The sequence below is a fragment of the Actinoplanes sp. CA-030573 genome, assembly GCF_050951115.1.
Taxonomy (GTDB): Bacteria; Actinomycetota; Actinomycetes; order Mycobacteriales; family Micromonosporaceae; genus Actinoplanes.
Map to the genome: position 1 here is coordinate 5419554 of NZ_CP192038.1, position 22263 is coordinate 5441816.

20 protein-coding genes, 1 tRNA gene and 1 riboswitch are annotated in these 22263 nt (G+C 72.3%); of the genes, 14 read left to right on the top strand and 7 right to left on the bottom strand.

What is annotated here, in order from left to right:
• The first annotated feature begins 7 nt into the window (after window positions 1-7).
• Complete coding sequence (locus ACQP2F_RS25135) at window positions 8-601, top strand: dihydrofolate reductase family protein (RefSeq protein ID WP_433291308.1); 594 nt, start codon at window positions 8-10, stop codon at window positions 599-601.
• Window positions 602-617: 16 nt separating this feature from the next.
• On the opposite strand, the gene ACQP2F_RS25140 is transcribed toward ACQP2F_RS25135, so the two are convergent.
• A complete protein-coding gene (locus ACQP2F_RS25140; RefSeq protein ID WP_433291310.1) occupies window positions 618-1187 on the bottom strand; it encodes a DUF1349 domain-containing protein in 570 nt (189 codons plus the stop codon).
• Between the two features lie 65 nt (window positions 1188-1252).
• Between ACQP2F_RS25140 and ACQP2F_RS25145 the strand changes: the two genes are divergently transcribed.
• From ACQP2F_RS25145 to ACQP2F_RS25155, 3 genes are read left to right on the top strand one after another with little or no spacing between them, the layout of a single operon-like run.
• Window positions 1253-1882: a type IV pilus modification PilV family protein gene (locus ACQP2F_RS25145; protein WP_433291312.1), complete on the top strand. Its 630-nt coding sequence runs from the start codon at window positions 1253-1255 to the stop codon at window positions 1880-1882.
• On the top strand, window positions 1879-2514 hold the full coding sequence (locus ACQP2F_RS25150) for a PulJ/GspJ family protein (protein WP_433291314.1): 636 nt from the start codon (window positions 1879-1881) through the stop codon (window positions 2512-2514). The genes ACQP2F_RS25145 and ACQP2F_RS25150 overlap by 4 nt, the downstream gene beginning before the upstream one ends.
• Complete coding sequence (locus ACQP2F_RS25155; protein ID WP_433291316.1) at window positions 2511-4124, top strand: RICIN domain-containing protein; 1614 nt, start codon at window positions 2511-2513, stop codon at window positions 4122-4124. The genes ACQP2F_RS25150 and ACQP2F_RS25155 overlap by 4 nt, the downstream gene beginning before the upstream one ends.
• Here ACQP2F_RS25155 and ACQP2F_RS25160 read toward each other — a convergent pair.
• On the bottom strand, window positions 4109-4711 hold the full coding sequence (locus ACQP2F_RS25160) for a DUF4352 domain-containing protein (RefSeq protein ID WP_433291318.1): 603 nt from the start codon (window positions 4709-4711) through the stop codon (window positions 4109-4111). The genes ACQP2F_RS25155 and ACQP2F_RS25160 overlap by 16 nt on opposite strands.
• A gap of 141 nt (window positions 4712-4852) precedes the next feature.
• On the opposite strand from ACQP2F_RS25160, the gene ACQP2F_RS25165 reads away from it, so the two are divergent.
• Window positions 4853-5632, top strand: coding sequence for an LLM class F420-dependent oxidoreductase (locus ACQP2F_RS25165; RefSeq protein ID WP_433291320.1), 780 nt, complete (start codon window positions 4853-4855; stop codon window positions 5630-5632).
• On the opposite strand, the gene ACQP2F_RS25170 is transcribed toward ACQP2F_RS25165, so the two are convergent.
• The 3 genes from ACQP2F_RS25170 to ACQP2F_RS25180 form a co-directional block, all read right to left on the bottom strand.
• Window positions 5596-6339 carry an alpha/beta fold hydrolase gene (locus ACQP2F_RS25170; RefSeq protein WP_433291322.1) on the bottom strand — a complete coding sequence of 248 codons (744 nt, stop codon included), beginning with the start codon at window positions 6337-6339 and terminating at the stop codon, window positions 5596-5598. The two genes, ACQP2F_RS25165 and ACQP2F_RS25170, sit on opposite strands and share 37 nt — an antisense overlap.
• A 29-nt stretch (window positions 6340-6368) precedes the next feature.
• Complete coding sequence (locus tag ACQP2F_RS25175; protein WP_433291324.1) at window positions 6369-7571, bottom strand: aminotransferase class V-fold PLP-dependent enzyme; 1203 nt, start codon at window positions 7569-7571, stop codon at window positions 6369-6371.
• 33 nt (window positions 7572-7604) lie between these two features.
• Window positions 7605-7720, bottom strand: a riboswitch (SAM riboswitch).
• Window positions 7721-7749: 29 nt separating this feature from the next.
• A complete protein-coding gene (locus ACQP2F_RS25180) occupies window positions 7750-8187 on the bottom strand; it encodes a CBS domain-containing protein (RefSeq protein WP_433291326.1) in 438 nt (145 codons plus the stop codon).
• 165 nt (window positions 8188-8352) lie between these two features.
• Here ACQP2F_RS25180 and ACQP2F_RS25185 point away from each other — a divergent pair, with 165 nt between their 5' ends.
• Complete coding sequence (locus ACQP2F_RS25185; protein ID WP_433291328.1) at window positions 8353-10506, top strand: glycoside hydrolase family 3 C-terminal domain-containing protein; 2154 nt, start codon at window positions 8353-8355, stop codon at window positions 10504-10506.
• 43 nt (window positions 10507-10549) lie between these two features.
• Window positions 10550-11575, top strand: coding sequence for a YndJ family protein (locus ACQP2F_RS25190; RefSeq protein WP_433291331.1), 1026 nt, complete (start codon window positions 10550-10552; stop codon window positions 11573-11575).
• On the opposite strand, the gene ACQP2F_RS25195 is transcribed toward ACQP2F_RS25190, so the two are convergent.
• Window positions 11493-12536, bottom strand: coding sequence for a LacI family DNA-binding transcriptional regulator (locus ACQP2F_RS25195; protein WP_433291333.1), 1044 nt, complete (start codon window positions 12534-12536; stop codon window positions 11493-11495). The two genes, ACQP2F_RS25190 and ACQP2F_RS25195, sit on opposite strands and share 83 nt — an antisense overlap.
• 108 nt (window positions 12537-12644) lie before the next feature.
• On the opposite strand from ACQP2F_RS25195, the gene ACQP2F_RS25200 reads away from it, so the two are divergent.
• The 6 genes from ACQP2F_RS25200 (at window position 12645) to ACQP2F_RS25225 (ending at window position 20397) form a co-directional block, all read left to right on the top strand.
• Entirely contained in the window at window positions 12645-13892 is a 1248-nt protein-coding gene (locus ACQP2F_RS25200; RefSeq protein WP_433291335.1) for a sugar ABC transporter substrate-binding protein, read from the top strand.
• Between the two features lie 5 nt (window positions 13893-13897).
• Complete coding sequence (locus ACQP2F_RS25205; protein WP_433307605.1) at window positions 13898-14830, top strand: carbohydrate ABC transporter permease; 933 nt, start codon at window positions 13898-13900, stop codon at window positions 14828-14830.
• Between the two features lie 44 nt (window positions 14831-14874).
• The gene (locus ACQP2F_RS25210) at window positions 14875-15636 is read left to right on the top strand and encodes a carbohydrate ABC transporter permease (protein WP_433307607.1); all 762 of its coding nucleotides are present in this window, start codon (window positions 14875-14877) and stop codon (window positions 15634-15636) included.
• Between the two features lie 8 nt (window positions 15637-15644).
• Complete coding sequence (locus ACQP2F_RS25215; protein WP_433291337.1) at window positions 15645-17579, top strand: glycoside hydrolase family 127 protein; 1935 nt, start codon at window positions 15645-15647, stop codon at window positions 17577-17579.
• A gap of 25 nt (window positions 17580-17604) precedes the next feature.
• Window positions 17605-19317, top strand: a complete 1713-nt coding sequence (locus tag ACQP2F_RS25220) for a CBM35 domain-containing protein (RefSeq protein WP_433291339.1) — start codon at window positions 17605-17607, stop codon at window positions 19315-19317.
• A 72-nt stretch (window positions 19318-19389) separates the two neighbouring features.
• On the top strand, window positions 19390-20397 hold the full coding sequence (locus ACQP2F_RS25225) for a LacI family DNA-binding transcriptional regulator (protein ID WP_433291341.1): 1008 nt from the start codon (window positions 19390-19392) through the stop codon (window positions 20395-20397).
• 73 nt (window positions 20398-20470) lie between these two features.
• On the opposite strand, the gene ACQP2F_RS25230 is transcribed toward ACQP2F_RS25225, so the two are convergent.
• Window positions 20471-20543: transfer RNA gene (locus ACQP2F_RS25230), tRNA-Gly, on the bottom strand.
• A gap of 63 nt (window positions 20544-20606) precedes the next feature.
• On the opposite strand from ACQP2F_RS25230, the gene ACQP2F_RS25235 reads away from it, so the two are divergent.
• A complete protein-coding gene (locus tag ACQP2F_RS25235) occupies window positions 20607-22241 on the top strand; it encodes an FAD-dependent oxidoreductase (RefSeq protein ID WP_433291343.1) in 1635 nt (544 codons plus the stop codon).
• Window positions 22242-22263 lie beyond the last annotated feature (22 nt).

A 22263-nucleotide genomic window follows, 5' to 3' on the forward strand; every position in this document is an offset into this window, starting at 1 on the left:
CCCGAGCATGAAGCTGACCACCATCACCCAGATCTCGGTCGACGGCGTGATGCAGGGCAACGGCCCGTCCGAGTACGACCGGCGGGCCGGCTTCGACCGCGACGGCTGGGCCATGGACCATTTCGACGCCGACGCCACGGCGTACGTCGACGAGCGGTGCCGCGGCGCCGGCGCGTTCCTGTTCGGCCGCCGCACGTACGACATCTTCGCCCCCTACTGGGGTGCGCTGCCCGCCGGCAGCGGCCCGATCGCCGACGCCTTCAACACCAAGCCCAAGTACGTGGCGTCGGCGACGCTGACCGAGCCGGCCTGGGCCGGCACCACCGTCCTCGGCGGCGACCTGACCGCCGCGGTCCGCGCGCTCAAGGCCGCCCCCGGGGGCGAGCTGCAGGTGCACGGCAGTGGCGCCCTGGTCCGCCGGCTGCTGGCCGAGGATCTGGTCGACGAGCTCAGCCTGCTGGTCTTCCCGGTCGTCGTCGGCCGGGGCACCCGCCTGTTCCCGGCCGATGGCCCGCGGATCGCCCTCGACCGGGTCGAGTCGCGCCCGTTCCCGAAGGGCATCTCGCTCGAGGTCTACCGCCCGCTGGGCATCACGAGCTGACCGGCGCCCGGCCGCGCTACTCGAGGCCTTCGCGCGAGATCGGGTCGCCGACCCGGAAGTCGCGGAAGGCGACCTCCAGGCCCTCGCGCCGGGGTGAGCAGCACATCACGCCCACGTCCACCGTCTCCGGCAGGTCCAGGTGGCCGAGCCGCACCAGGTGCCAGCCCCCCTCCTCGTCGCCGCGATGGACGCACACCGCGGAGCCGAAGCGGGTCAGCCGCAGCGTCAGCGATCCGGCGTAACCGGGCACCGGGACCACCGACAGGTCGGACTCGTCGCGGGTGAGCACCGTGCTCAGCTGCACCGCGCCGCTGGTCACCTCGAGCCCGGTCTTCAGCCAGGTGCGCTCGCCGGCCCGCAGCATCAGGCCGGCCTGGTCGAACAGGGCCGAGTGGCCGGCCGCGACCACGACCGAAGCGGTGAAGTCGCCGGTCACCGGCCGATGGTAGAAGTGGCCGTTGTCGGTGACGTAACCGTAGAACGTGTGCCGCCAGAAGTCGGTCTCCGGGCCGGTGCGCACGCTGAGCACGCCGTCCCGGTCGGACCATTGCGGCGGCTCGTTGAGCCAGGGCATGGTGGGCGGCATCGGATCATCGTACGGGCCGGCGACTATCGCTCAGATCGTTCGCTTTCCGGCCGATCGGGCTCGGTGTGCGCGGACGGCCCGGTGACGACGCGGACGAGGGTTTCACACTCGTCGAGGTCGTCGTCTCCCTGGGGATCCTCACCATGATCATGACGTCGATGACGGTCTTCATGATCGGTTCCCGGCGGGCCGGCCGGTACGCGTCGCTCCGGGACACCGCCGTGCAGCTCGCGGTCGAGGGCATGGAACGGGCCCGCGGGGTCCGCGGGTCGGCGCTGCTCGGCGGCCGCGCCCTGTGCGGCGCCTGCGCCGGCGTCGTCTCCGCGGAGGTGACCTCGATGCTCGGAACCGGCGTCGCCCGCTGGGACGCCGCCGGCACCGGCACGCTCGGCGTTCCCCAGCCCGGCGCCCAGCCCGACGGCACGGTGGTGGCCTCCCCCGCCGACCCGGAGGTCGTGCAGCTCGACGCCGTCTCGTTCAAGCGCTACTACTACGTCGGCGCCTGCTGGCAGCCCACCGTCGCCGGGTCGACGACCGGCCTCGCGTGCGGGTCCACGACCGCCGCGGCCCCGCTGGTGCGGCTGGTCGTCGCGGTCAGCTGGCCGCAGTCGGGCTGCGCCGGCGGCGTCTGCACGTACGCGACGGCCGGCCTGTTCAGCACCGCGGTCACCGACCCGTTCCTGGTGGGCGGATGAAGGACCACGACCTCGGCTACAGCCTCATCGAGATGATGGTGGTGCTCGGGATCATCTCGGTGGTCGGTGCGGTCGCGACCACCGGCATCCTCCAGGTCTACCGGACCAACGTGGTGGCGGAGTCCGACGCGGCGGTGCAGAGCCAGCTGAGCGTCGCCCTCCTGCGGCTGGACAGGTCGATCCGGTACGCCTACGCGATCGGGACCGTGCACAACGAGGGCGCGGCCGGTTCCCCGTACGTCGAGATCATGGTCGTCGAGAAGGAGCAGCCGACCGACACCACGTACGCGAAGAGGTGCCTGCAGTTGCGGTTGACCGGAACCGGCCCGCGGAACCAGCAGCTGCAGAGCCGCTCCTGGACGATCGGGTCGGCCGCCGCGCCGAGCGGATGGCAGCCGCTCGCCTCGAACCTGGTCGGTGGCGTCACCCCGTTCGTGCGCATCCAGCCGACCCAGGCGGTCAACCATCAGCTGCTCACCGTCCGGCTGAGCGCCGGCTCGGGGACGATGACCAAGACCAGCGCGGTCACCTACACGGCACTCAACACGTACGCCGGTACGGCGCTGGACGCCAACGGCAACCCGCTCGCCGCGACGGCCGAGCCCTGTTACAGCACGGCGACCCGGTCATGATGCCGCTCCGCGACCGCGACGGCGGCTCGCTGCCCCTGGTCATGCTCCTGTCGATCATCGCGGTCGGCGCGATCGGGCTGCTCGGCAGCACGGTCAGCCTCCAGTTCGGCACGGCCCGCTTCGACGCCAACCGGGCGGTGGCGATGGACGCCGCCACCAGCGGCATCGAGTCGGGCCTGGCCCAGCTGCGGGCGCTGCCGGTGAACGCGGCCGGGGACGCGGCGCTCAGCACGCTGCCCTGCACCGCCGCCGCCCCGGGGCCGAACGTCACGATCGCCGGGACGGTCAGCACGGCGTACACGGCCGGCTACAAGGTCAACTTCTACTACCTGAGCGTGGCCCCGCCGGCCGGCGCCGACCCGGAGGCGTGGGCGGCCACCAAGCGGATCGGCTGCGCGGCGAGTGGCGGGCCGGTCACCGCGCCCATGTACGCGCTACTGGTCTCGACCGGCGGCTACGGCGGGGAGTCCCGGACGGTCCAGGCCACGTATCTCTTCCAGAGCCGTACCAAGCCGAACGTGCCGGGCGGGACGATCAAGGTCTACAACAGCGATCAATGCCTGGCCGCGCCGAGCGGGGTGACCGACCCGATGCCGCTCGCGGCCGGCGCCCAGCTCGTGCTGGCGACCTGCGCGGCCTCCGACCCCAAGCAGGTCTTCACCTACAACCCGACGCTGCAGGTGCAGCTGAAGAACAGCGAGGGCTCGGCCGCCTTCCCGAACGGCGCCTGCCTGTCGGCGGCCAGCGTCAACCACACCAAGGTGACCTTCGAAGACTGCGACATGACCAAGCTGACCCAGATCTGGAGCCTCAACAACCGCGACAACTTCGAGGGCACCACCGACGGGCAGAACCCGGACGGCAAGTGCTTCAACGTCGACTGGACGACGCTGCCCCCGTCCGTGGTCATCAACAACGTCCTGGGCAACAACGCGAACCGGGTGGCGGGGACGCAGGGCGACGGCACCGACGGCACACCCTGCAGCGGCTTGTCCGGCGACTACACCAAGTACAAGACGTTCTTCCCGGACGCCAGCGCCGGCACCGGCGCGGCCGGTGACGCCACCCGCCAGCTGGTCAACTACGACCAGTTCGGCCGGTGCCTGGACGTCACCAGCAACAACGTCGCCTCGTCGTTCCTGGTGATCTTCCCGTGCAAGCAGTCGCCCAACAAGGTCATCCAGTGGAACCAGGTGTGGTTCCTGCCGGCGATCGCCACCGGCGCCACCTCGGCCCAGGGCCGCGTCTACCTCAAGGGCAGCGACGGGGTGACGACCTATTGCCTGTACAGCCCGGGCTCGACCGCGGCCGGTCAGTATGTCCGCATCACGCCGTGCGCCCTGAGCTCGGCGATCCCGGCCAACCAACTGTGGACGCGCAGCGTCTTCACCGGGATCAACCAGACGTCGTACCGGATCGAGTCGACCTTCGGCACGACGGCGGCGAACCCGTACTGCCTGCTGCCCTCGGCCACCGACCTCTGGGACCAGTTCACCGCCATGAAGATCAGCAAGCTGGTGCTGGCCGCCTGCGACGGCACCAACCCGCAGAAGTGGAACGCGTCGCCGAGCATCCTGTCGTCGGTGGTCTCCGACTACCGGGAGAAGTGACTGAGGGTCACCTCGGCGCCGCCCGACAGCGGTGAGTCATGCAGCTCGAGGCTCGTGAGCGTGACGCTCCGGGGAACGTCGAAGACCAGCTGTCCGGTCACCCGCTCACCGGGCGTGACCCGGTCGAGGAACGTCTGCGTGTCGTGGTTGGCGTAGATGCCGGCGATGTCGTCGTCGCGATAGGAGACGCCGGACGAGTCGAGCGCCTTCTGCGCCCGGCCGATGAAGTACCGCGACCCGCCGGCGATGTTGCGCACCGACAGGCTCACCACGCAGAACTTCCCCTTGGCCGTACGGGTGAGGTGCTCCACGCCGACGGTGGTGCGCGAGCAGTCGACCCGCGAGACCACGAACTCGAACTTGCCGTCCCGGACCGGGTCGCCGATGCCCGGCTCGGGGGCTCGCGGGGCCTCCGGGGAAGCCGGCCGGGCCGGCACATCGGCGGCGGCCGGTTCGCGGCCGGGTCCGTGCCGGGAGGCCAGCACCCCGGCCACGAAGAGGACCGCGACCGCCCCGCACGCCAGCAGCGCCGCGAGCAAGGGGTTGAGCGGCGCGGGGCGGCGGCGCGGGACCGGGTCGTGCGTCATCGGGTCACTCCCGTCTGGCTCGCTCCCCTCACTGTCGGTCACCGGGCCGGACCGGGCCACCGTTTTCCCCTGATCCGACAGAAGCGCTCGGCCGGCCCGGTGAGGCGCGCGCCGGCGGGGCCGCACGCCTAGGCTGTGATCATGACTTCCAGGCCCGTCCGGATCGGTGTTCAGATCCAGCCGCAGCATGCCGAGTACGCCGCCATCCGCCGCGCCGTCGCCGAGGCCGAGGACCTCGGCGCGGACATCGTCTTCAACTGGGACCACTTCTTTCCGCTGTACGGCGAGCCGGACGGCCTGCACTTCGAGTGCTGGACGATGCTCGCCGCGTGGGCCGAGCAGACCTCGCGCGTCCAGATCGGCGCGCTGGTCACCTGCAACAGCTACCGCAACCCCGAGCTGCTGGCCGACATGGCCCGCACCGTCGACCACATCAGCGACGGCCGGCTCATTCTCGGCATCGGCTCCGGCTGGTTCGAGAAGGACTATGACGAGTACGGGTACGAGTTCGGCACCGCCGGCAGCCGGCTCGACGACCTGGCCGAGGCCCTCCCCCGCATCGAGTCCCGCTGGTCGAAGCTGAACCCGCGGCCGACCCGCGACCTCCCCGTCCTGATCGGCGGCGGCGGCGAGAAGAAGACGCTGCGCCTGGTCGCCAAGCACGCCACCATCTGGCACAGCTTCGGCGACGCCGCCACGATCGCCCGCAAGACCGAGATCCTGCGCGGCCACTGCGCCGACGTCGGGCGCGACCCGGCCGAGATCGAGATCTCGGCCGCGGTCAACGGCAAGCCGGCCGAGGACGGACCGGCGCTGCTCGACCGCGGCGTCACCCTGTTCACGGTCGCGGCCGGCGGCCCCGACTACGACCTGTCGGCGCTGCGTCAGTGGCTGGCCTGGCGGGACGAGATCAACGGGTAGCACACGGCCGGGCTCTCGACGTGGGCGTTGTGGCCCAGCCCCGGGAGCGGGACCGGCTCGACGCCGAGCGCCCGGATCTGGTCGTCGGTGCTCATCGGGTCGTGCTCGCCCCGGGCCAGCGTCACCGGCGCGGCCGACCGCGCCAGCAGCCCGGCCATGTCCGGGGCGCCGACGCCGAACGCGCGCGGGTCGAGCGCCGTCCGCCAGCGGCCGTCCTCCTCCCGGACGCCGCTGCGGACGGCGGCGTCGTCCGGGGCGACCAGCCCGGCCAGGCCGGAGACGCGCAGATGCCGGGCTACGGCCTCCTCACGCGTGCCGAACCACTGAACCGGCCGCCCGGCCAGCGCCCGCGCCCGCTCCAGCTCGTCGCCGGTCCAGCCGACCTTGATGCCGAGCCCGACGACCGCCACCACCCCGGGCCGGGCCGCCAGCGCGAGGGCGACGACGCCGCCGAGCGAGTGGCCGAGCACGACGGTCCGCCCGTTCTCGACGAGCGGGCGGACCGCGCCGGCCAGAGCGTCGAAGGTGTACTCCGGCAGCGGCGCCGAGCCACCGTGGCCGGGCAGGTCCGGGGCGAGCCAGCGCCCGGGCCACCGCTCGGCGAGCAGCGGCGCCCACCCCGACCACACGTCGCCGGTCGCGCCCAGCCCATGAAGCAACAGCAGCAGCGGCTCGCCACGGCCGCCGCCGGTCACGCGCAGATCCATCGCCCCATCCCTCCGGCCGCCGCGGTCGCTCAGCCCAGCAGAAGCCCCAGCGCCCCGAGAAGGCTGTCGATGTCGTCGGACGTCGTGCCGAGCCCGAAGCTCACCCGCAGCAATCCCGCCTCGCCGCAACCGGCACCACCCGGAACCGACGCCAGCCGCCGCACCAGCGGATGCGCGCAGAACTGCCCGGCCCGCACGCCGATGCCGAACGTGTCCGCCAGCCGGGCGGCCACGGCGACCGGATCGCGGCCCGGCAGCGCGAGCGACACGATCCCCACGCGCTCGGCCGTCCGCGTACCGAACAGACTCACCTCGACCGCGCCCGGCAGGCGCCGCACCCCTTCCCGCAGCCGGGTGAGCAGCTCCTGCTCGTGCGCGCGCAGCGCCGCGCGGTCGGTCTCCAGCAGGGCGGCGCAGACCGCGCCGAGCGCCACCGCGCCCAGCAGGTTGGGGGTGCCACCCTCGTGCCGGGCCGGGCCGGTCGCCCAGCGCACGTCGCCGGCACGGTCGCCGACCCACGCGCTCGCACCGCCGCCGGCCAGATAGGGCGGGGCCGCGTCGAGCCAGTCGGCGCGGCCGGCGAGCACCCCGGCGCCGAACGGCGCGTACAGCTTGTGGCCGGAGAGCGCCACGTAGTCGGCGTCCAGGCCGGCCAGCGACACCGGCGCGTGCGGGGCGAGCTGGGCGGCGTCGACCGCGATCCGGGCGCCGTGCCGGTGGGCGACCGCGGCGAGCTCGCGCAGCGGCCACACCTCGCCGGTCACGTTGCTCGCGCCGGTGACCGTCAGCAACGCCGGGCCGGTCCGGTCACCCAGCGCCCGGTCGGCCGCCGCCACCGCCTCGGCCGGCGACGATGGCGCGGGCAGCCGGAGCACCGACGGCCAGGGCAGCAGGTTGGCGTGGTGCTCGCCGTCGAAGACGACCGTGGTCGTGCCCGGCGGCAGCGCGCGGGCCAGCAGGTTGAGCGCGTCGGTGGTGTTGCGGGTGAAGACGACCTGGTCGCCGGGGCGGCAGCCGAGGAACGTGGCGACGACGGCGCGGGCCCGCTCGTACTCCAGGGTGGAGGCCTGCGAGCGGGGACCGGCGCCGCGGTGCACGCTGCCGTAGCGAGGGAGCAGGGCTTGCACGGCATCGGCGGCCACCCGTACGCACGGGGCCGTCGCGGCGTAGTCGAGGTGGACGAAACCGGCGCCGATGACGTCGAGGTCGGCAGTCTGGACGGCCAGGGACATGGGTGTACCTCCGCAACAGGGGACCCTCTTGCGGGTCCGCGCTTGCCCTCGCCGGCCGGCGACAGGCCCGGTCCTCACCCGGGGCACCCCATCGCGGACGGAAGGGTTGCCGGTCAGCAAGCCGGGGCTGTGCGCTGACACTCATGACCTGCCCGACAACCTACCAAAGGTGGCGCGGCTAGTAACGCTCGCCGGTGATGTAGCCCTCGAGGCTGGTGCGCTCGGACTCCAGCTCGTCGATGCGGTTCTTGACCACGTCGCCGATGCTGACCAGGCCGGCGAGGCCGCCGTTCTCGAGCACCGGCACGTGCCGGAACCGGTGATCGGTCATCAGCCGGGCCACGTCCTCGATCGGCGCCTCGGGGGACACCGAGCGGACGCTGACGGTGTGGATCCGGCTGACCGGCTCGCTCAGCACCGCGGCGCCGCGGGCGGCGAGCGCCCGTACCACGTCGCGCTCACTGACGATCCCGTCGACGCGGCTGCCGTCCGCCGACACGATCACCGCACCGATCTTGTGCTCGGCCAGCACGGCCAGGAGCCGGGCCACATCCGAGTCCGGTGTCACGGTGACGACTTTGCTGCCCTTGACGCGGAGAATGTCGCTGATACGCATCTTGCTCCCCATCCCGTCCGATCCGCGGAAGCCGCCGGGGCGGGCCGTCCGTTACGGGGCAGCCACGCCACGTTGCGTGCATATGCCTAGATGCAGTCAACCACGGCAAGATGTCAAGAGCGTCGAGATGTCAAGCCCGCTCCGAAGTCAGCGAAGGGACCTCTCATGGACTTGCATGATCAAGCGGCGATCACGAGCGGCAGTGACTTCTGGTCGAGCACGGCGGCCGGTGACGTCCCGGCGATCACCCTGACCGACGGGCCCCATGGCGTACGCCTGCAGGTCGCCGGCGCCGGTGACCTGCTCGCCGGCCGGCCCGCCACCTGCTTCCCGCCCGCGGTCGCGTCCGGCTCGACCTGGGATCCCGAGCTGCTGCGCCGGATGGGCGAGGCGCTCGGCGACGAGTGCCGGGCGATGGGCGTGCAGGTGCTGCTCGGTCCCGGCATCAACCTCAAGCGGACCCCGCTGGGCGGCCGCAACTTCGAGTACTTCAGCGAGGACCCGCTGCTGACCGGTGTGCTGGCGGCCGCCTGGGTGCAGGGCCTGCAGTCGCGCGGGGTCGGCGCCTCGCTCAAGCACTTCGCGGTGAACAGCCAGGAGACCGACCGCATGCGGATCAGCGCCGACGTCGACGAGCGATCGTTGCGCGAGCTGTACCTGCGCGCCTTCCAGCGGGTCGTGACGACCGCGCAGCCGTGGACCGTGATGTGCGCCTACAACCGGGTCAACGGCGTCTACGCCAGTCAGCATCACTGGCTGCTCACCGAGGTGCTGCGTGACGAGTGGGGATTCCGCGGGGTCGTCGTCTCGGACTGGGGCGCCGTGGTCGACCGGGTCGAGGCGGTGCGGGCCGGACTCGACCTGACCATGCCCGGGCCGGACCCGGCCGGTGACCAGGCCCTGGTCGAAGCCGTCACCGGCGGCCGCCTCCCGGCCGGGACCCTCGCGCTCGCCGCGTCGCGGGTGCACGACCTCGTGGCGAAGTCCACACCGGACACCTCGGACGGGTACGACCAGGCGGCACACCACGCCCTGGCCCGGGAGATCGCCGGCCGCGGCATCGTGCTGCTCAAGAACGAGGGCGCGGTCCTGCCGCTGCGCACCGAGGGCCAGACCATCGCGGTCCTCGGCGAGCTCGCCCGCACCCCGCGCTACCAGGGCGGCGGCAGCTCACAGATGACCCCGACCCGGCTCGACGACGCCCTCACCGCCATGTCCGAGGCCGCGCCCGGCCGGGTCGGCTTCGCCGCCGGGGGTGACGAGGCGGTCCGGCTGGCCGGCAGCTCGGACATCGCGGTCGTCTTCGCGGGCACCGAGCAGGAGACCGAAGGGGCCGACCGGGAGTCGCTCGATCTGCCGGCCGCACACCTGGAGCTCATCCGGCGGGTCGCGGCGGCCAACCCCCGTACGGTCGTCGTGTTGTCGAACGGCGCCGTGGTCACCACCAAGCCGTGGGATGCCGACGTCGCCGGCCTGGTCGAGGGCTGGCTGCTCGGCCAGGCCGGCGGGAGCGCCGTGGCCGACGTGCTCTTCGGCCGCGTGAACCCCTCCGGCCGGCTCGCCGAGACGATCCCGCTCCGGCTCGCCGACCATCCGTCCTACCTGGACTTCCCGGGCGAGGCCGGCCACGTGCGCTACGGCGAGGGCATCCACCTCGGCTACCGGGGCTTCGACGCGCGCGGGCAGGAGGTGGCTTATCCGTTCGGCTTCGGCCTTTCCTACACCACTTTCTCGTACGGCGAGGCCGGCGCCGTCGTTCGCGAGGACGGCATCGAGCTCCGCCTGCCGGTCACCAACACCGGGCCGGTCGACGGGCGGGAGGTCGTCCAGGCGTACGTGAGTGTGCCGTCCTCGCGGGTGCGCCGCGCGCCGCGGGAGTTGAAGGCGTTCGCGAGCGTCCCGATCGCCGCCGGTGAGACCGCCGAGGTCGTGCTGCTCATCGAGCGCGGCGACCTGGCCTACTGGGACGTGCGGCTGTCACGCTGGGTGGTCGAGGGCGGGCCCCACCGGATCGAGATCGGCGCCTCGTCCCGCGACATCCGCGCATCGCTCACCGTCGACGTGCCCGGCGACGAGGCGCGCGTGCCGCTGACCGCCGACTCCACGATCGGCGAGTGGCTGACCGACCCGCGCGGCGCCGAGGTGCTGACCGAGGTCTTCACCGCGATGGCGGAGGGCGGCCTGGCCGGCGGGCTGCCCATGGACTCCTCGACGCTGCAGATGCTGGGCAGCTTCCCGCTGGGCCGGATGGCGATGTTCCCGGGCAGCCCGTTCACCGCCGAGACGTTGGCCGGCCTGGTCAAGCGGGCCAACACGTAGCCCGCTATAGTTGAACACGTTCAACTAAGCGACGGGAGCCGCCATGACCGCCATCGTCAACGTCGCCGTCACGGTGGGCATGCTGCTCGTGGTGCCGCTCGGTCTCCGGCTCGCCGGCATCCGCGCACGCTGGTGGCCGGCGGCGGCCCTGCCGGCCGCGATCGCTTTGTGGCTTCCACGCGGTCCGCTCACGCTTGCGTTCACGATTCCGTACGCGTTGGCGACCGCGTTCCTGGCGATCAACGCGCTGCCCCGGCTCCGTCGCCCCACCCCGGTCGGCGTCGCCGTCACCACGGCGCTGGTCACCCCGTTCGTGGCCGCCGCCGCGCTGGTCGCCGAGCGATACGGCTACCACTTGCTCGGCTTCCGCCCGGCCGTGCTGGCTTTGACCGTGGCACACTTCCACTTCGCGGGTTTCGCGGCCGCCCTGATCGCCGGCCTGGTCGCCGCCACCGCCCCGCCCGGCCGGCCGAGCCCCGTCACCCTCGCCGCGGCCACCACCGCCCCGCCCGGCCGGCCGAGCCCCGCCACCCTCGCCGCGCTGACCGTGCCGGCCGGCACGGCGCTGGTCTTCGCCGGCTACTTCATCAGCGACTACGTCGAGCTGGCCGGCGCGGTCGTCCTCACCGCCGGCATGTGGCTGGTCGCCGGGCTGACCTGGCGGCACATCGTCCCGGCCGCGCGCGACCGCACCACCAGGGCCCTGCTGCTGACATCCACCGGCGTGCTGGCCGCGACCATGCTGCTCGCGCTGAGCTGGGCGCTCGGCGAGGCGACCGGCCTGCCGCACCCGTCGCTGACCTGGATGGCGGCCACCCACGGCCTGGCCAACGCCCTCTGCTTCGGCCTCTGCGGCATCCTGGCCTGGCGCCGCCTCGCCGGCGTCCCGACCTCGCGCCGCCGCACCGGCGTCCCGGCCTGGCACCGCCGCACCGGCGGCGTCCCGGCCCGGCGCACCCACCACGACCCGCTGACCGGGCGCCGGATCAGCTCGGGTGCACCGCCGTCGACGCTCGCGGCACCAAGCGGCCCGGCAGCGCCCGCCGGCCGTGTGCCGGGTCGCCGTTGATGGCGGCCAGCAGCAGCTCCGCCGCGGTCCGCCCGATTCCTTCGAGGTCCATGTCGATGCTGGTCAGCGCCGGGCGGCAGCCGTCGACCATCACGTCCCAGTTGTCGAAGCCGACCAGCGCCACGTCGCCGGGCACCCGCCGGCCGGACTCCTGCAACGCCTCGGCCAGTCCGCGCGCGATCTGGTCGCTCCCGCAGAACACCGCGTCCACCGCGGCGCCGGTCGAGAGCAGGATGCCGGCGGCCTGGCGGCCCCACGCCTCGGACCACTCGCCGAACAGGACCGGCGCCGCGGGCTCCCGGCCCGCCGCCGCCAGCGCCTGCATCGCCGCGCCGGCCCGGACCGTGGCCGAGTGGTGGTGCTCGGGGCCGGTCACGTGGGCGATCCGGCGGCGGCCGACCGCCAGCAGGTGCTCGACCGCGCGGCGGGCGCCGTCGGCCTCGTCGGGGACCACCGAGCAGTCCGCCTCGTCCGTCGAGCTGATGAAGGCGTAGACCACCGGCACCGGGAGCGACCGGCCGATCGGCGGGCGGGCCTGGGTCCGGCGCCCGGTCACGATGATGCCGTCGGCCTGGCGGCCCAGCAGCGTCCGCAGGTAGTACTGCTCGCGGATCGGGTCGTCGCGGGCGTCGCACAGGAAGACCGACACCTGGCCCGCACCGAGCGCGTCCTCGGCGCCGATCAGCAGCGGGATGCTGAACCGGCCGATCGAGTCGGTGGTGATCATGCCGACCGTGTAGGTGCGGCCGGCCTGCAGGCTGCGCGCGGCGGCGTTGGCCACGAAGCCCAGCTGCGAGGCGGCCTCCCGCACGCGCTGACGGGTTTCCGGCCGCAGGGCGCCCCGCCCGTTCAACGCCTTCGACGCCGTACCCGGGGAAACTCCGGCAAGAGCCGCCACCTCGCTGATGGTGGCGGCGCGATCGATGGTGCCCAGCGTTTCCTCCCCGGTTTCCCCGACCACGACTCTCGAACCGTAACCGGCCCTTGACATCCCGGCAAGGTGATCCCTAGCGTCGAGGCAATCGTTTTCCTTCTGTTTCTTCCTCCTCGGAAACCAGGGGTACCGAACATGACGTTCTCCCGGCGCGGCCTGAGTGCCCTCGCCGCCCTGACGCTCGCGGTCGGCGTGACCGCCTGCTCGAACGACGGATCCTCGGCGGGCGCCTCCGGCCCGCAGCAGAGCACCTTCGCGATCTGGGATCCCTACCCGCAGTTCGACGACTCGTCGGACTGGGTCAAGCTGCTGCAGAAGTGCGGCACCGACGCCGGCGTCACGGTCAAGCGCACCGGCTTCGACACCACCGACCTGACCAACAAGGCGCTGCTCGCGGCCCAGCAGGGCAACTCCCCGGACGTGCTGATCGTCGACAACCCGGTGGTCTCCACGCTGGCCGAGGCGGGCGTGCTCACCACGACCGCGGATACGAAGATCGACACGTCGGCGATCGAGCCCAATCTGCTCGCCGCCGGGCAGCTCGACGGCAAGACGTACGGCATCCCGATCGGCGCCAACACGCTGGCGCTCTACTACAACAAGAAGGTGCTGGACGCGGCCAAGGTCGATCCGGCCACGATCAAGGACTGGACGTCGCTGACCGCCGCGCTGGAGAAGGTCAAGGCGGCCGGCAAGAAGGGCATCACCTTCTCCGCGATCGGCACCGAGGAGGGCTCGTTCCAGTTCCTGCCCTGGTTCTGGGGCGCCGGCGCGAACCTCACCCAGCTCGACTCGCCCCAGGGCGTCGCCGCCGTCACGCTCTGGACCGACTGGGTCAAGAAGGGCCTCGCGCCCAACTCGGTCCTCAACAACACCCAGACCACCAGCTGGCAGGAGTTCGCGACCGGCGACTTCGCGTTCAGCGAGAACGGCACGTGGCAGCTGGCCAATGCCAAGAAGACCGGTTTCCCGTACGGGATCATTCCCATCCCGTCGCAGGCCGGCGGCACCGCGCCGGCACCCACCGGTGGCGAGTTCGTGACCGCGCCCGTGCAGAGCGACACCGGGCGGTACGCGACCAGCGAGAAGATCATCAAGTGCCTGACGAACGCCGACAACGCCCTGACCACCGACACGACCCTGTCCTACGTGGCGGCGACCAAGGAGGTCCAGGAGAAGCAGGTGGCGGCCAACCCGGAGCTGAAGGTGTGGGTCCAGGCGGTCGGCGCGGCGAAGGGCCGCACCAGCGACAACCTGGGCACCAAGTACCCGAAGATCTCGGAGCCGATGTGGACGGCGTTCCAGGCCGCGCTCTCCGGCAGCAAGCAGCCGCAGGACGCGATGACCGCCGCGCAGACCACCGCGGCCGCGGCCGTCAAGTGACCGACGTGCTGACCCGTCCCGAGCCGGCCACCGCGGCCGCGCCGGGTCGGGTCGCCCGGAAGCGGTCGGGACAGTGGGCGGCCTGGGGCTTCCTGGCCCCGGTGGTGATCTACCTGGTCGCGTTCTACGCCTACCCGCTGTACCGCAACCTCGACCTGAGCCTGCGGCACTACACGGTCCGGTCGTTCGTGCAGGGCGGCGCGCCGTTCAGCGGCCTCGACAACTACCGGGCCGTCATCGACAACCCGACGTTCTGGCCGGCCCTGCTGCACACCGTCGTCTTCACCGGCGTGTCGCTGCTGTTCCAGTTCACCATCGGCATGGCGCTGGCGGTCTTCTTCGCCCAGAGCTTCCGGCTCTCGGCCACACTACGGGCGCTGTTCCTCGTACCGTGGCTGCTGCCGTTGATCGTCAGTTCGTCGACGTGGTCGTGGATGCTCAACAGCGACTCGGGCGTCGTCAATGCGTTCCTCAAGGTCGCCGGCGTCGATCCGGTCAACTGGTTGACGTCGCCGCACTGGGCGCTGACGAGCGTCATCATCGCCAACATCTGGATCGGCATCCCGTTCAACCTGGTCGTGCTCTACAGCGGGCTGCAGGCAATCCCGGACGAAATCCACGAGGCGGCGGCGCTGGACGGCGCGAGCGGCTGGCAGCGGTTCTGGCGGGTCACGTTCCCGCTGCTGCGGCCGGTCTCGGCGATCACCCTGCTGCTCGGGCTGGTCTACACGCTCAAGGTCTTCGACCTTGTCTGGATCATGACGAGGGGCGGGCCGACCGACGCCTCGACGACGTTCGCGACCTGGTCCTACAAGCTCAGCTTCGGCAACCTGCTGCCGCAGTTCGGGCCGGGCGCCGCGGTCGGCAACCTGCTCATCGTGATGGCGCTGGTCTTCGGCCTGCTCTACATCCGGACGCAGCGGAGGTCGATGTCGTGAGAAGCCGCGTGAAGACCGGCGTCGGCGTCGTGCTGACCGCGCTCATGCTGTTCCCGGTCTACTGGATGGTCAACGTGTCCTTCACCCGGGACACCGACATGCGCCACGATCCGCCCTACCTGTTCCCCGTGCACGGGACCCTCGAGGGCTATCGATCGGTGCTGCACCAACAGCTGCCGTACCTCGGGACCAGTTTCCTGATCGGGCTCGGCACCGTGATCCTGACCGTCGCGCTGTCGGCCCCGGCCGGCTACTCGCTGGCCAAGCTGCGGCCCCGGGGCGGCGGCGCGCTGTCCTTCGTGCTGCTCATGGCCCAGATGATCCCGGGCATCATCATGGCGATGGGCTTCTACGCCATCTACCTGCGCCTGGGCGTGCTCAACAGCGCCGCCGGCCTGGTCCTGGCCGACTCCACGATCGCGGTCCCGTTCGGCGTCCTGATCTTCACGGCGTTCATGTCCGGCATCCCCGAGGAGCTGACCAACGCCGCCCGCATCGACGGCGCCGGCACCGTACGCACGTTCTGGTCGGTGATCCTGCCGGTCAGCCGCAACGCGGTCGTCACCGTCTCGCTGTTCGCGTTCCTGTGGGCGTGGTCCGACTTCGTCTTCGCCACCACCCTCGACGGCGGCGGCACGAGGCAGCCCATCACCCTCGGCATCTACCACTACATCGGCAACAACAACCAGCAATGGAACGCGATCATGGCCACCGCCGTCGTCGCCTCCATCCCCGCGACGCTGCTGCTCATCCTGGCGCAGCGCTACGTGGCCGCCGGCGTCACCGCCGGCGCCGTGAAAGATTGAGGACTCCCATGACCGGCCCCGCCGCGCCGACCCCGTCGGCGCTGACCGCCCTGCGCCCGCTGCCGCTGACCGCCGTCCGGCTCGACCGATCCGGACTGCTGGGCGGCTGGCAGGAGCGCAATGCGACGGCCACCCTCCCGCACTGCGTCGACCAGCTCACCGCGTACGGCAATCTCGCGAATCTCCGCCGGGTGACCGGCGACTCGGACGCCGCGTTCGCCGGCATGTGGTTCGCCGACACCGACGTCTACAAGACGCTGGAGGCCGCCGCCTGGTCGGGGACGCAGCCCGGCTTCGTCACCGACACGATCTCGTTGCTGGAGAAGGCGCAGGACGCGGACGGGTACCTCAACTCGTACTACCAGGTCGACCATGTCGATCAGCAATGGACGGACCTCGGGTTCAGTCACGAGATGTACAGCGCCGGGCACCTGATCCAGGCGGCCGTCGCGGCGGCCCGCACCACCGACGCGCCGCAGCTGCTGGGGGTGGCCCGCCGCTTCGCCGACCTGCTCGTGCGGCGGTTCGGCCCGGACGGCGCGGACCTGATCGACGGTCATCCCGAGGTGGAGACGGCGCTGGTCGAGCTCTACCGCCTCACCGGTCACGAGCCGTACCTGGCCCTGGCCAGGCGCTTGGTCGAGCTGCGCGGGCACGGGCTGCTCGGGCCCGGCCGGTTCGGCCCGCGATATTGGCAGGACCACACGCCGCTGCTCGACGCGGACGAGGCGACCGGCCACGCCGTACGGCAGATGTATCTGCTCGCCGGCGCCGTCGACGTGGCGGTGGAGACCCGGGACGCCGCGCTGCTCGCGGCGGCCGAACGGCTGTGGGAGTCGGCGCTGGCCAGCAAGACCTATCTCACCGGCGGGCAGGGCTCGCGGCACAAGGACGAGGGCTTCGGCGACCCGTACGAGTTGCCGCCCGACCGCGCCTACGCCGAGACCTGCGCGGCGATCGGCAGTTTCCAGCTCGCGTGGCGGCTGCTGCTGGCCACCGGCAAGGCGCGCTACGCCGACGAGATGGAACGGCTGCTGCACAACGGCATCGCCGGCAGCATCGCGCTCGACGGCCGGTCGTTCTTCTACTCCAACCCGCTGCAGCTGCGCACCGGCCACGACGGCTCCCACGAGGACACCCCGTCGCAGCGGCTGACCTGGTACTCGTGCGCCTGCTGCCCGCCGAACCTGGCCCGCCTGATGGCGTCCCTGCACGGCTACGTGGCGACCGCGACGCCGGGTGGCCTCCAGCTACATCTCTACGCGGCCGGCACGGTGGTGGACGGCGACTACACCCTGGACGTGCGCACCTCCTATCCCTGGGACGAGCGGATCGACATCACCGTGACGGCGGCCGGCGACGGGCCGTGGACGCTGGCCCTGCGCGTGCCGGCGTGGTGCCGCGACGCCCGCCTGTCGGTGAACGGCTCACTGGTCCGGGCCGGCGCGCAGGAGGGCTACCTGCGCGTCACCCGCACCTGGCGCGCCGGCGACGTGGTGTCGCTGGTGCTGGCCATGCCCCCACGACTGGTCGGCGCCCATCCCCGGGTCGACGCCGTCCGCGGATGCGCGGCCCTGGCCCGGGGCCCGGTCGTCTACTGCCTCGAGCACGCCGACCTGCCGCCGTCGCTCGACGGTGTCCTGTTCGAAGACCTCGAACTGGACGCCGCCCACCCGCTTGTCATCGCCGCAACGCATGACCTCCCCACGGCCCACGACCTCACCACCCCGCACGATGGCGCCGCGCAGCCGGTGGCTCCCGTGGCGATTCTCGCGACCCTGCGCGCCCGGGCCGCCGAGCCCGCCGACCTCTACCGGCCGCTCGCGCCGAGCACCGCCGGCACGGTCACCGCGACCGTCCCGGCCATCCCCTACTTCCTGTGGGCGAACCGGGAACCCGGTCCCATGCGGGTCTGGATTCCGCTTGCCGCACGGGAGGAGTAACCCCGCTCTCCACCACATCCCCGAGGTGCCCGTGAAGAATCAGCGCCGAGCCGCATCCGCGGCGACCCTGACCGTCCTCACACTCATCACCGCCGGTGCGCTCCCCAGCCCGGCACAGGCGGCAGGCACCACCCTCACCATCAACGCCGGCACGGCGATCCGGCCCGTCACCCACGTCGCGTCCGGTGGGCTCTACGCCCTCGCCGAGAACAGCCGGCCCGCCGACTCGACCCTGCTCCCGATCAAGATGAACACCCTCACCCAGCCGGCGCCGGGCGTCGGGCAGAAGCCGAACGGCCAACCGCCCGGCGGGGACGCGCTCAAGGTGGCGCCCCAGGCCGACCGGGTCGGCGCCGCCGAGATCATCCGGATGCCCGACATCTACCCCGACTTCCCCTACCGGTGGGTGAGCTGGGACGACTGGCTGGGCAAGGTCGACACCATGGTCCGGGCCCGGCTCAACGCCACGTCGGTGAGCAACATCCAGGCCTGGGAGATCTGGAACGAGCCGGACTGGACGTGGAACACCACGGCCGCCGGCTCCTGGAACGCGGGCTGGGTCCGCACGTACCAGAGAATCAGGACGCTCGACACGGTGACCCCCGTCGCCGGGCCCGGGTTCTCCTCCTGGAACCAGGGCCTGATGAGCTCCTTCCTCTCCGCCGCCAAGGCCGCCGACGCACTGCCCGACATCACCGTGTGGCACGAGCTGTCCGGCCCCTCGGGTATCGCGGCACACGTCGCGGCGTACCGGGCGATGGAAAGCTCTCTCGGCATCAGCCCGCGGCCGATCGTCGTCAACGAGTACGCGACGACCTCCGAGGTGGACGTTCCCGGCTCGGTGACCAGCTACATCGCCAAGCTCGAACGGGCCGGCGTGCAGTCGGCGCAACGGGCGTTCTGGTACGAGTACGGCACCGTGAACGGTCTCGTCGTCAACAACAACCAGCCGACCGGCACCTGGTGGCCCTACAAGTGGTACGGGGACATGGCCGGCAACATGGTGCAGACGGTGCCGGCCACGCAGACCGGGCTCGACGGCTTCGCGGCCTACGACGGCACCCGGAAGATCGTCAACGCCGTGGTCGGCAACGAGTCCGGCACCAACTACGTGCGGGTCAACGGGCTGTCGGCGCTCGGCGGCTCGGTCTCGGTGACGCTCGAGTCGGCGGCGAGCTCCGGGCGGTTCACCGCGGTCACCGCGCCCACGGCGATCTCCACCTCGACGTACGCGGTGAGCGGCGGCTCGATCACGGTGACCGTGCCGAACATGGACGCCGGGCGCGCGTACCACCTGGTCATCCAGCCGACCGGCGGGGTGCCGGCCTACCAGCAGCGCTACGAGGCGGAGAACGCGTCCGTCTTCCGGGCCACGCGGCTGTCGGCGGCGAGCGCGTCGAACGGCGGCTATGTCGGGCGCATCGACAACACCGGGGACGCCCGGCGTGACTCCTACGTCGACTTCGTCGTCAACGTGCCGGCCGCCCGGTCGTACACGATGACCGTCGGATACGCCAACGGGACCGGCGCGACCGCGACCCAGGGGCTGGCCTACAACGGCAGCGCCTGGACGACGATCAGTTACCCGCCGACCGGTTCGTGGGGCGTCTTCGGCTCTACGGTCGGTACCACGGTGACGCTTCGCGCCGGATATAACGTGATTCGTCTGGCGAAGGGGGCGCCGTTCTTCGCCGGCGGCACCGGCTACGCCGAGCTCGACTACATCCAGCTCACCTGATGCCCAGCGGGCCGGGACCGCGCCGCGCGGTCCCGGCCCACCGGCCCGGCGACCGCGCGGTACGTTGCAGGGATGCACCGGCCGCGCACCGCCACCATCCGCGACGTCGCCGCCCTGGCCGGCGTCTCGGTGGGCACGGCGTCCAAGGCGCTGAACGGCCGGGGCTCGCTGCGCGCCGACACCGTGGCCCGCGTCCGCCAGGCCGCCGAGCAGCTCGACTTCCGCCCCAACCCGGCCGCCCGCAGCCTCCACGCCGGCCGCACGTACACGGTCGGCATGATCACCACCGACACCATCGGCCGGTTCAGCATCCCGCTGCTGATCGGCGCCGAGGACACCCTCGGCGCGGGCGAGATGTCGGTCCTGCTCTGCGACGCGCGCGACGATCCGATCCGGGAGCAACACCATCTGCGTACGCTGCTGGGCCGCCGCGTGGACGGCATCATCGTGACCGGCCGCCGCGCCGGCACCCGGCCCCCGCTCGCCGACACCGGCGGCGTCCCGGTCGTCTACGCCTTCCTGGCGTCGTCCTCCCCCACCGACTGCTCGGTCGTCCCCGACGAGCCCGGCGGCGCCCGCCTGGCCGCCGACCACCTGCTCACCGTGGGCCGCCGCCGGATCGCCGTGATCACCGGCCCCGAGCACCACCATTCCGCCCGCGTCCGCGCCGACGCCGTGGCCGAGCGCCTCTCCACCTCGGACGCGACCCTGGTGGTCCCGCCCCTGCACGGCGAGTGGAGCGAGGCCTGGGGCCGCCAGGCGGCCGGCCTGCTGCTCGCCCGTTCCCCGGAGGTGGACGCCCTGATCTGCGGCAGCGACCAGATCGCCCGCGGCGCCGCCGACGCGCTGCGCGAGGCCGGCCGCCGCGTCCCCCAGGACGTGGCCCTGACCGGCTTCGACAACTGGGACGTGATCGCGCTGGCCAGCCGTCCCCCGCTGACCAGCATCGACATGGACCTGGAGGGCCTGGGCCGCACCGCCGCCGAGCTGCTGCTGAAGGCCATCGAGGGCAACCCGTGCCCCGGAGTGCACCCGCACCCGGCCAAGCTCGTCATCCGCGACTCGACCGTCCCCGCCTGAGGGCGGCTGTCGAACGGGAGTGCCGGGGACCCATCACCCGGAGGAGGCCCATCACCCGGACGAAAAAAGAGAGAGCGGACGACGGGATTCGAACCCGCGACCCTCACCTTGGCAAGGTGATGCGCTACCAGCTGCGCTACGTCCGCGTCGAAGAAGACCATACCGGATGAGCGTTGAGCATCGCGCGGGGGCTCTGCCACGATTCCCCCGTGGTGACCTCCTTTCCCGAGCTGGGCGAGTCCGACGACGAGCTGACCGCCGCCGCCTTCCCGACCCTCGACGCCGAACGGTTCGCGCGCGTCGCCGGGTACGGGGTGCGGCAGGAGGTGAAGGCCGGCGACATCCTCTTCGACGTCGGCGACGAGGACTGCGACCTCATCCTGATCGAGGAGGGGTCGGTCGAGATCGTGCGCACGCCGACGGCCATCGCGCCCGGGGAGCTGTTCATCACCGGGCGGGCCGGGCAGTTCGTGGGCGAGATGAACCTGCTGACCGGCCAGACCCGGATCCTGTCGGCCCGGGTCGCCGAGGACGGCGCCGTGCACCGGATCGGCCCGGAGTCGTTCCGGCTGCTGATGGCCCGCGACACCGAGCTCAGCGACCTGCTGCTGCGGGCGTTCCTGGCCCGGCGGCTGCTGCTGGCCGAGCGGTCCGGCCGCAACCTCGAGGTGGTCGGCGAGGCCGCGACCGGCCCGGGCATGGCGCTGGAGACGTTCCTGTCCCGGCAGGCGGTGCCGCACCTGTGGCTGGAGCCGGAGTCGGCGGAGGGCCGGGCCACGATGGCGGACCAGGGCCTGACCGGCGCCGATCTGCCGGCCGTGGTCACGCCGCGCGGGACCCTGCGGTCGGTCAACCCGGGTGTCCTCAGCCAGCACCTGGGGCTGACGTATCGGCGTACGCCCAAGGGAATCGCCGATCTCACGATCGTCGGCGCCGGACCGGCGGGTCTGGCCGCCGCGGTCTACGGCGCGTCGGAAGGGCTGGAGACGCAGCTGCTGGACGCGGTGGCGATCGGCGGGCAGGCGGCCGCCTCCTCGCGCATCGAGAACTACATGGGGTTCCCGTTCGGGCTCAGCGGCGCGGCGCTCACCTCGCGCGCGGCCGTGCAGGCGCTGAAGTTCGGCGCGCACATCGGGAGCCCGTGCGGGGTCCGATCGCTGCGCTCCGGCCCCGGCGGACATGTGGTCACGCTGGTCGACGGCACCGAGATCGAGACGCGTACGGTGCTGATCGCGACCGGTGCGGCGTACCGCGATCTGCCCCTCGACCGCTGGGCCGACTTCGTGGGATCGGGCATCTACTACGCGGCGACCGACCTCGAGGCGCAGGCGGTGACGGGGATGCCGGTCACCGTGGTGGGCGGGGCGAACTCGGCCGGGCAGGCGGCGATCTACCTCGCGCGGCGGGCGAGCAAGGTGACTTTGGCGGTACGGGGTGACGACCTGTACGCCAAGATGTCCAGCTATCTCGTGGAGCGGATCCTCGCCGATCCGGCCATCGAGGTGCGGACAGCGACCGAGGTGACGGCGCTGCACGGCACGCACCGCCTGGACCGGATCACCCTCTCCGGCGACGACGCCCCGTGCGGCTGCTTCGGCCTGTTCTGCTTCATCGGCGCGACGCCGGCGACCGAGTGGCTGCCCGGCATCGCGGTCGACGACAAGGGCTTCCTGCTCACCGACGCGCAGCTGGGCGACCGGTGGACCGGCGCCGGGCGCGCGCCGCTGCCGTTCGAGACCAGCACCCCGGGGGTGTTCGCGGCCGGCGACGCACGATCGGAGTCGATGAAGCGTGTCGCCGCGGCGGTCGGCGAGGGTGCGAGCGCCGTCCGCTCGGTGCACTAGGCGCTGGCGCTCCTCCGCCGCG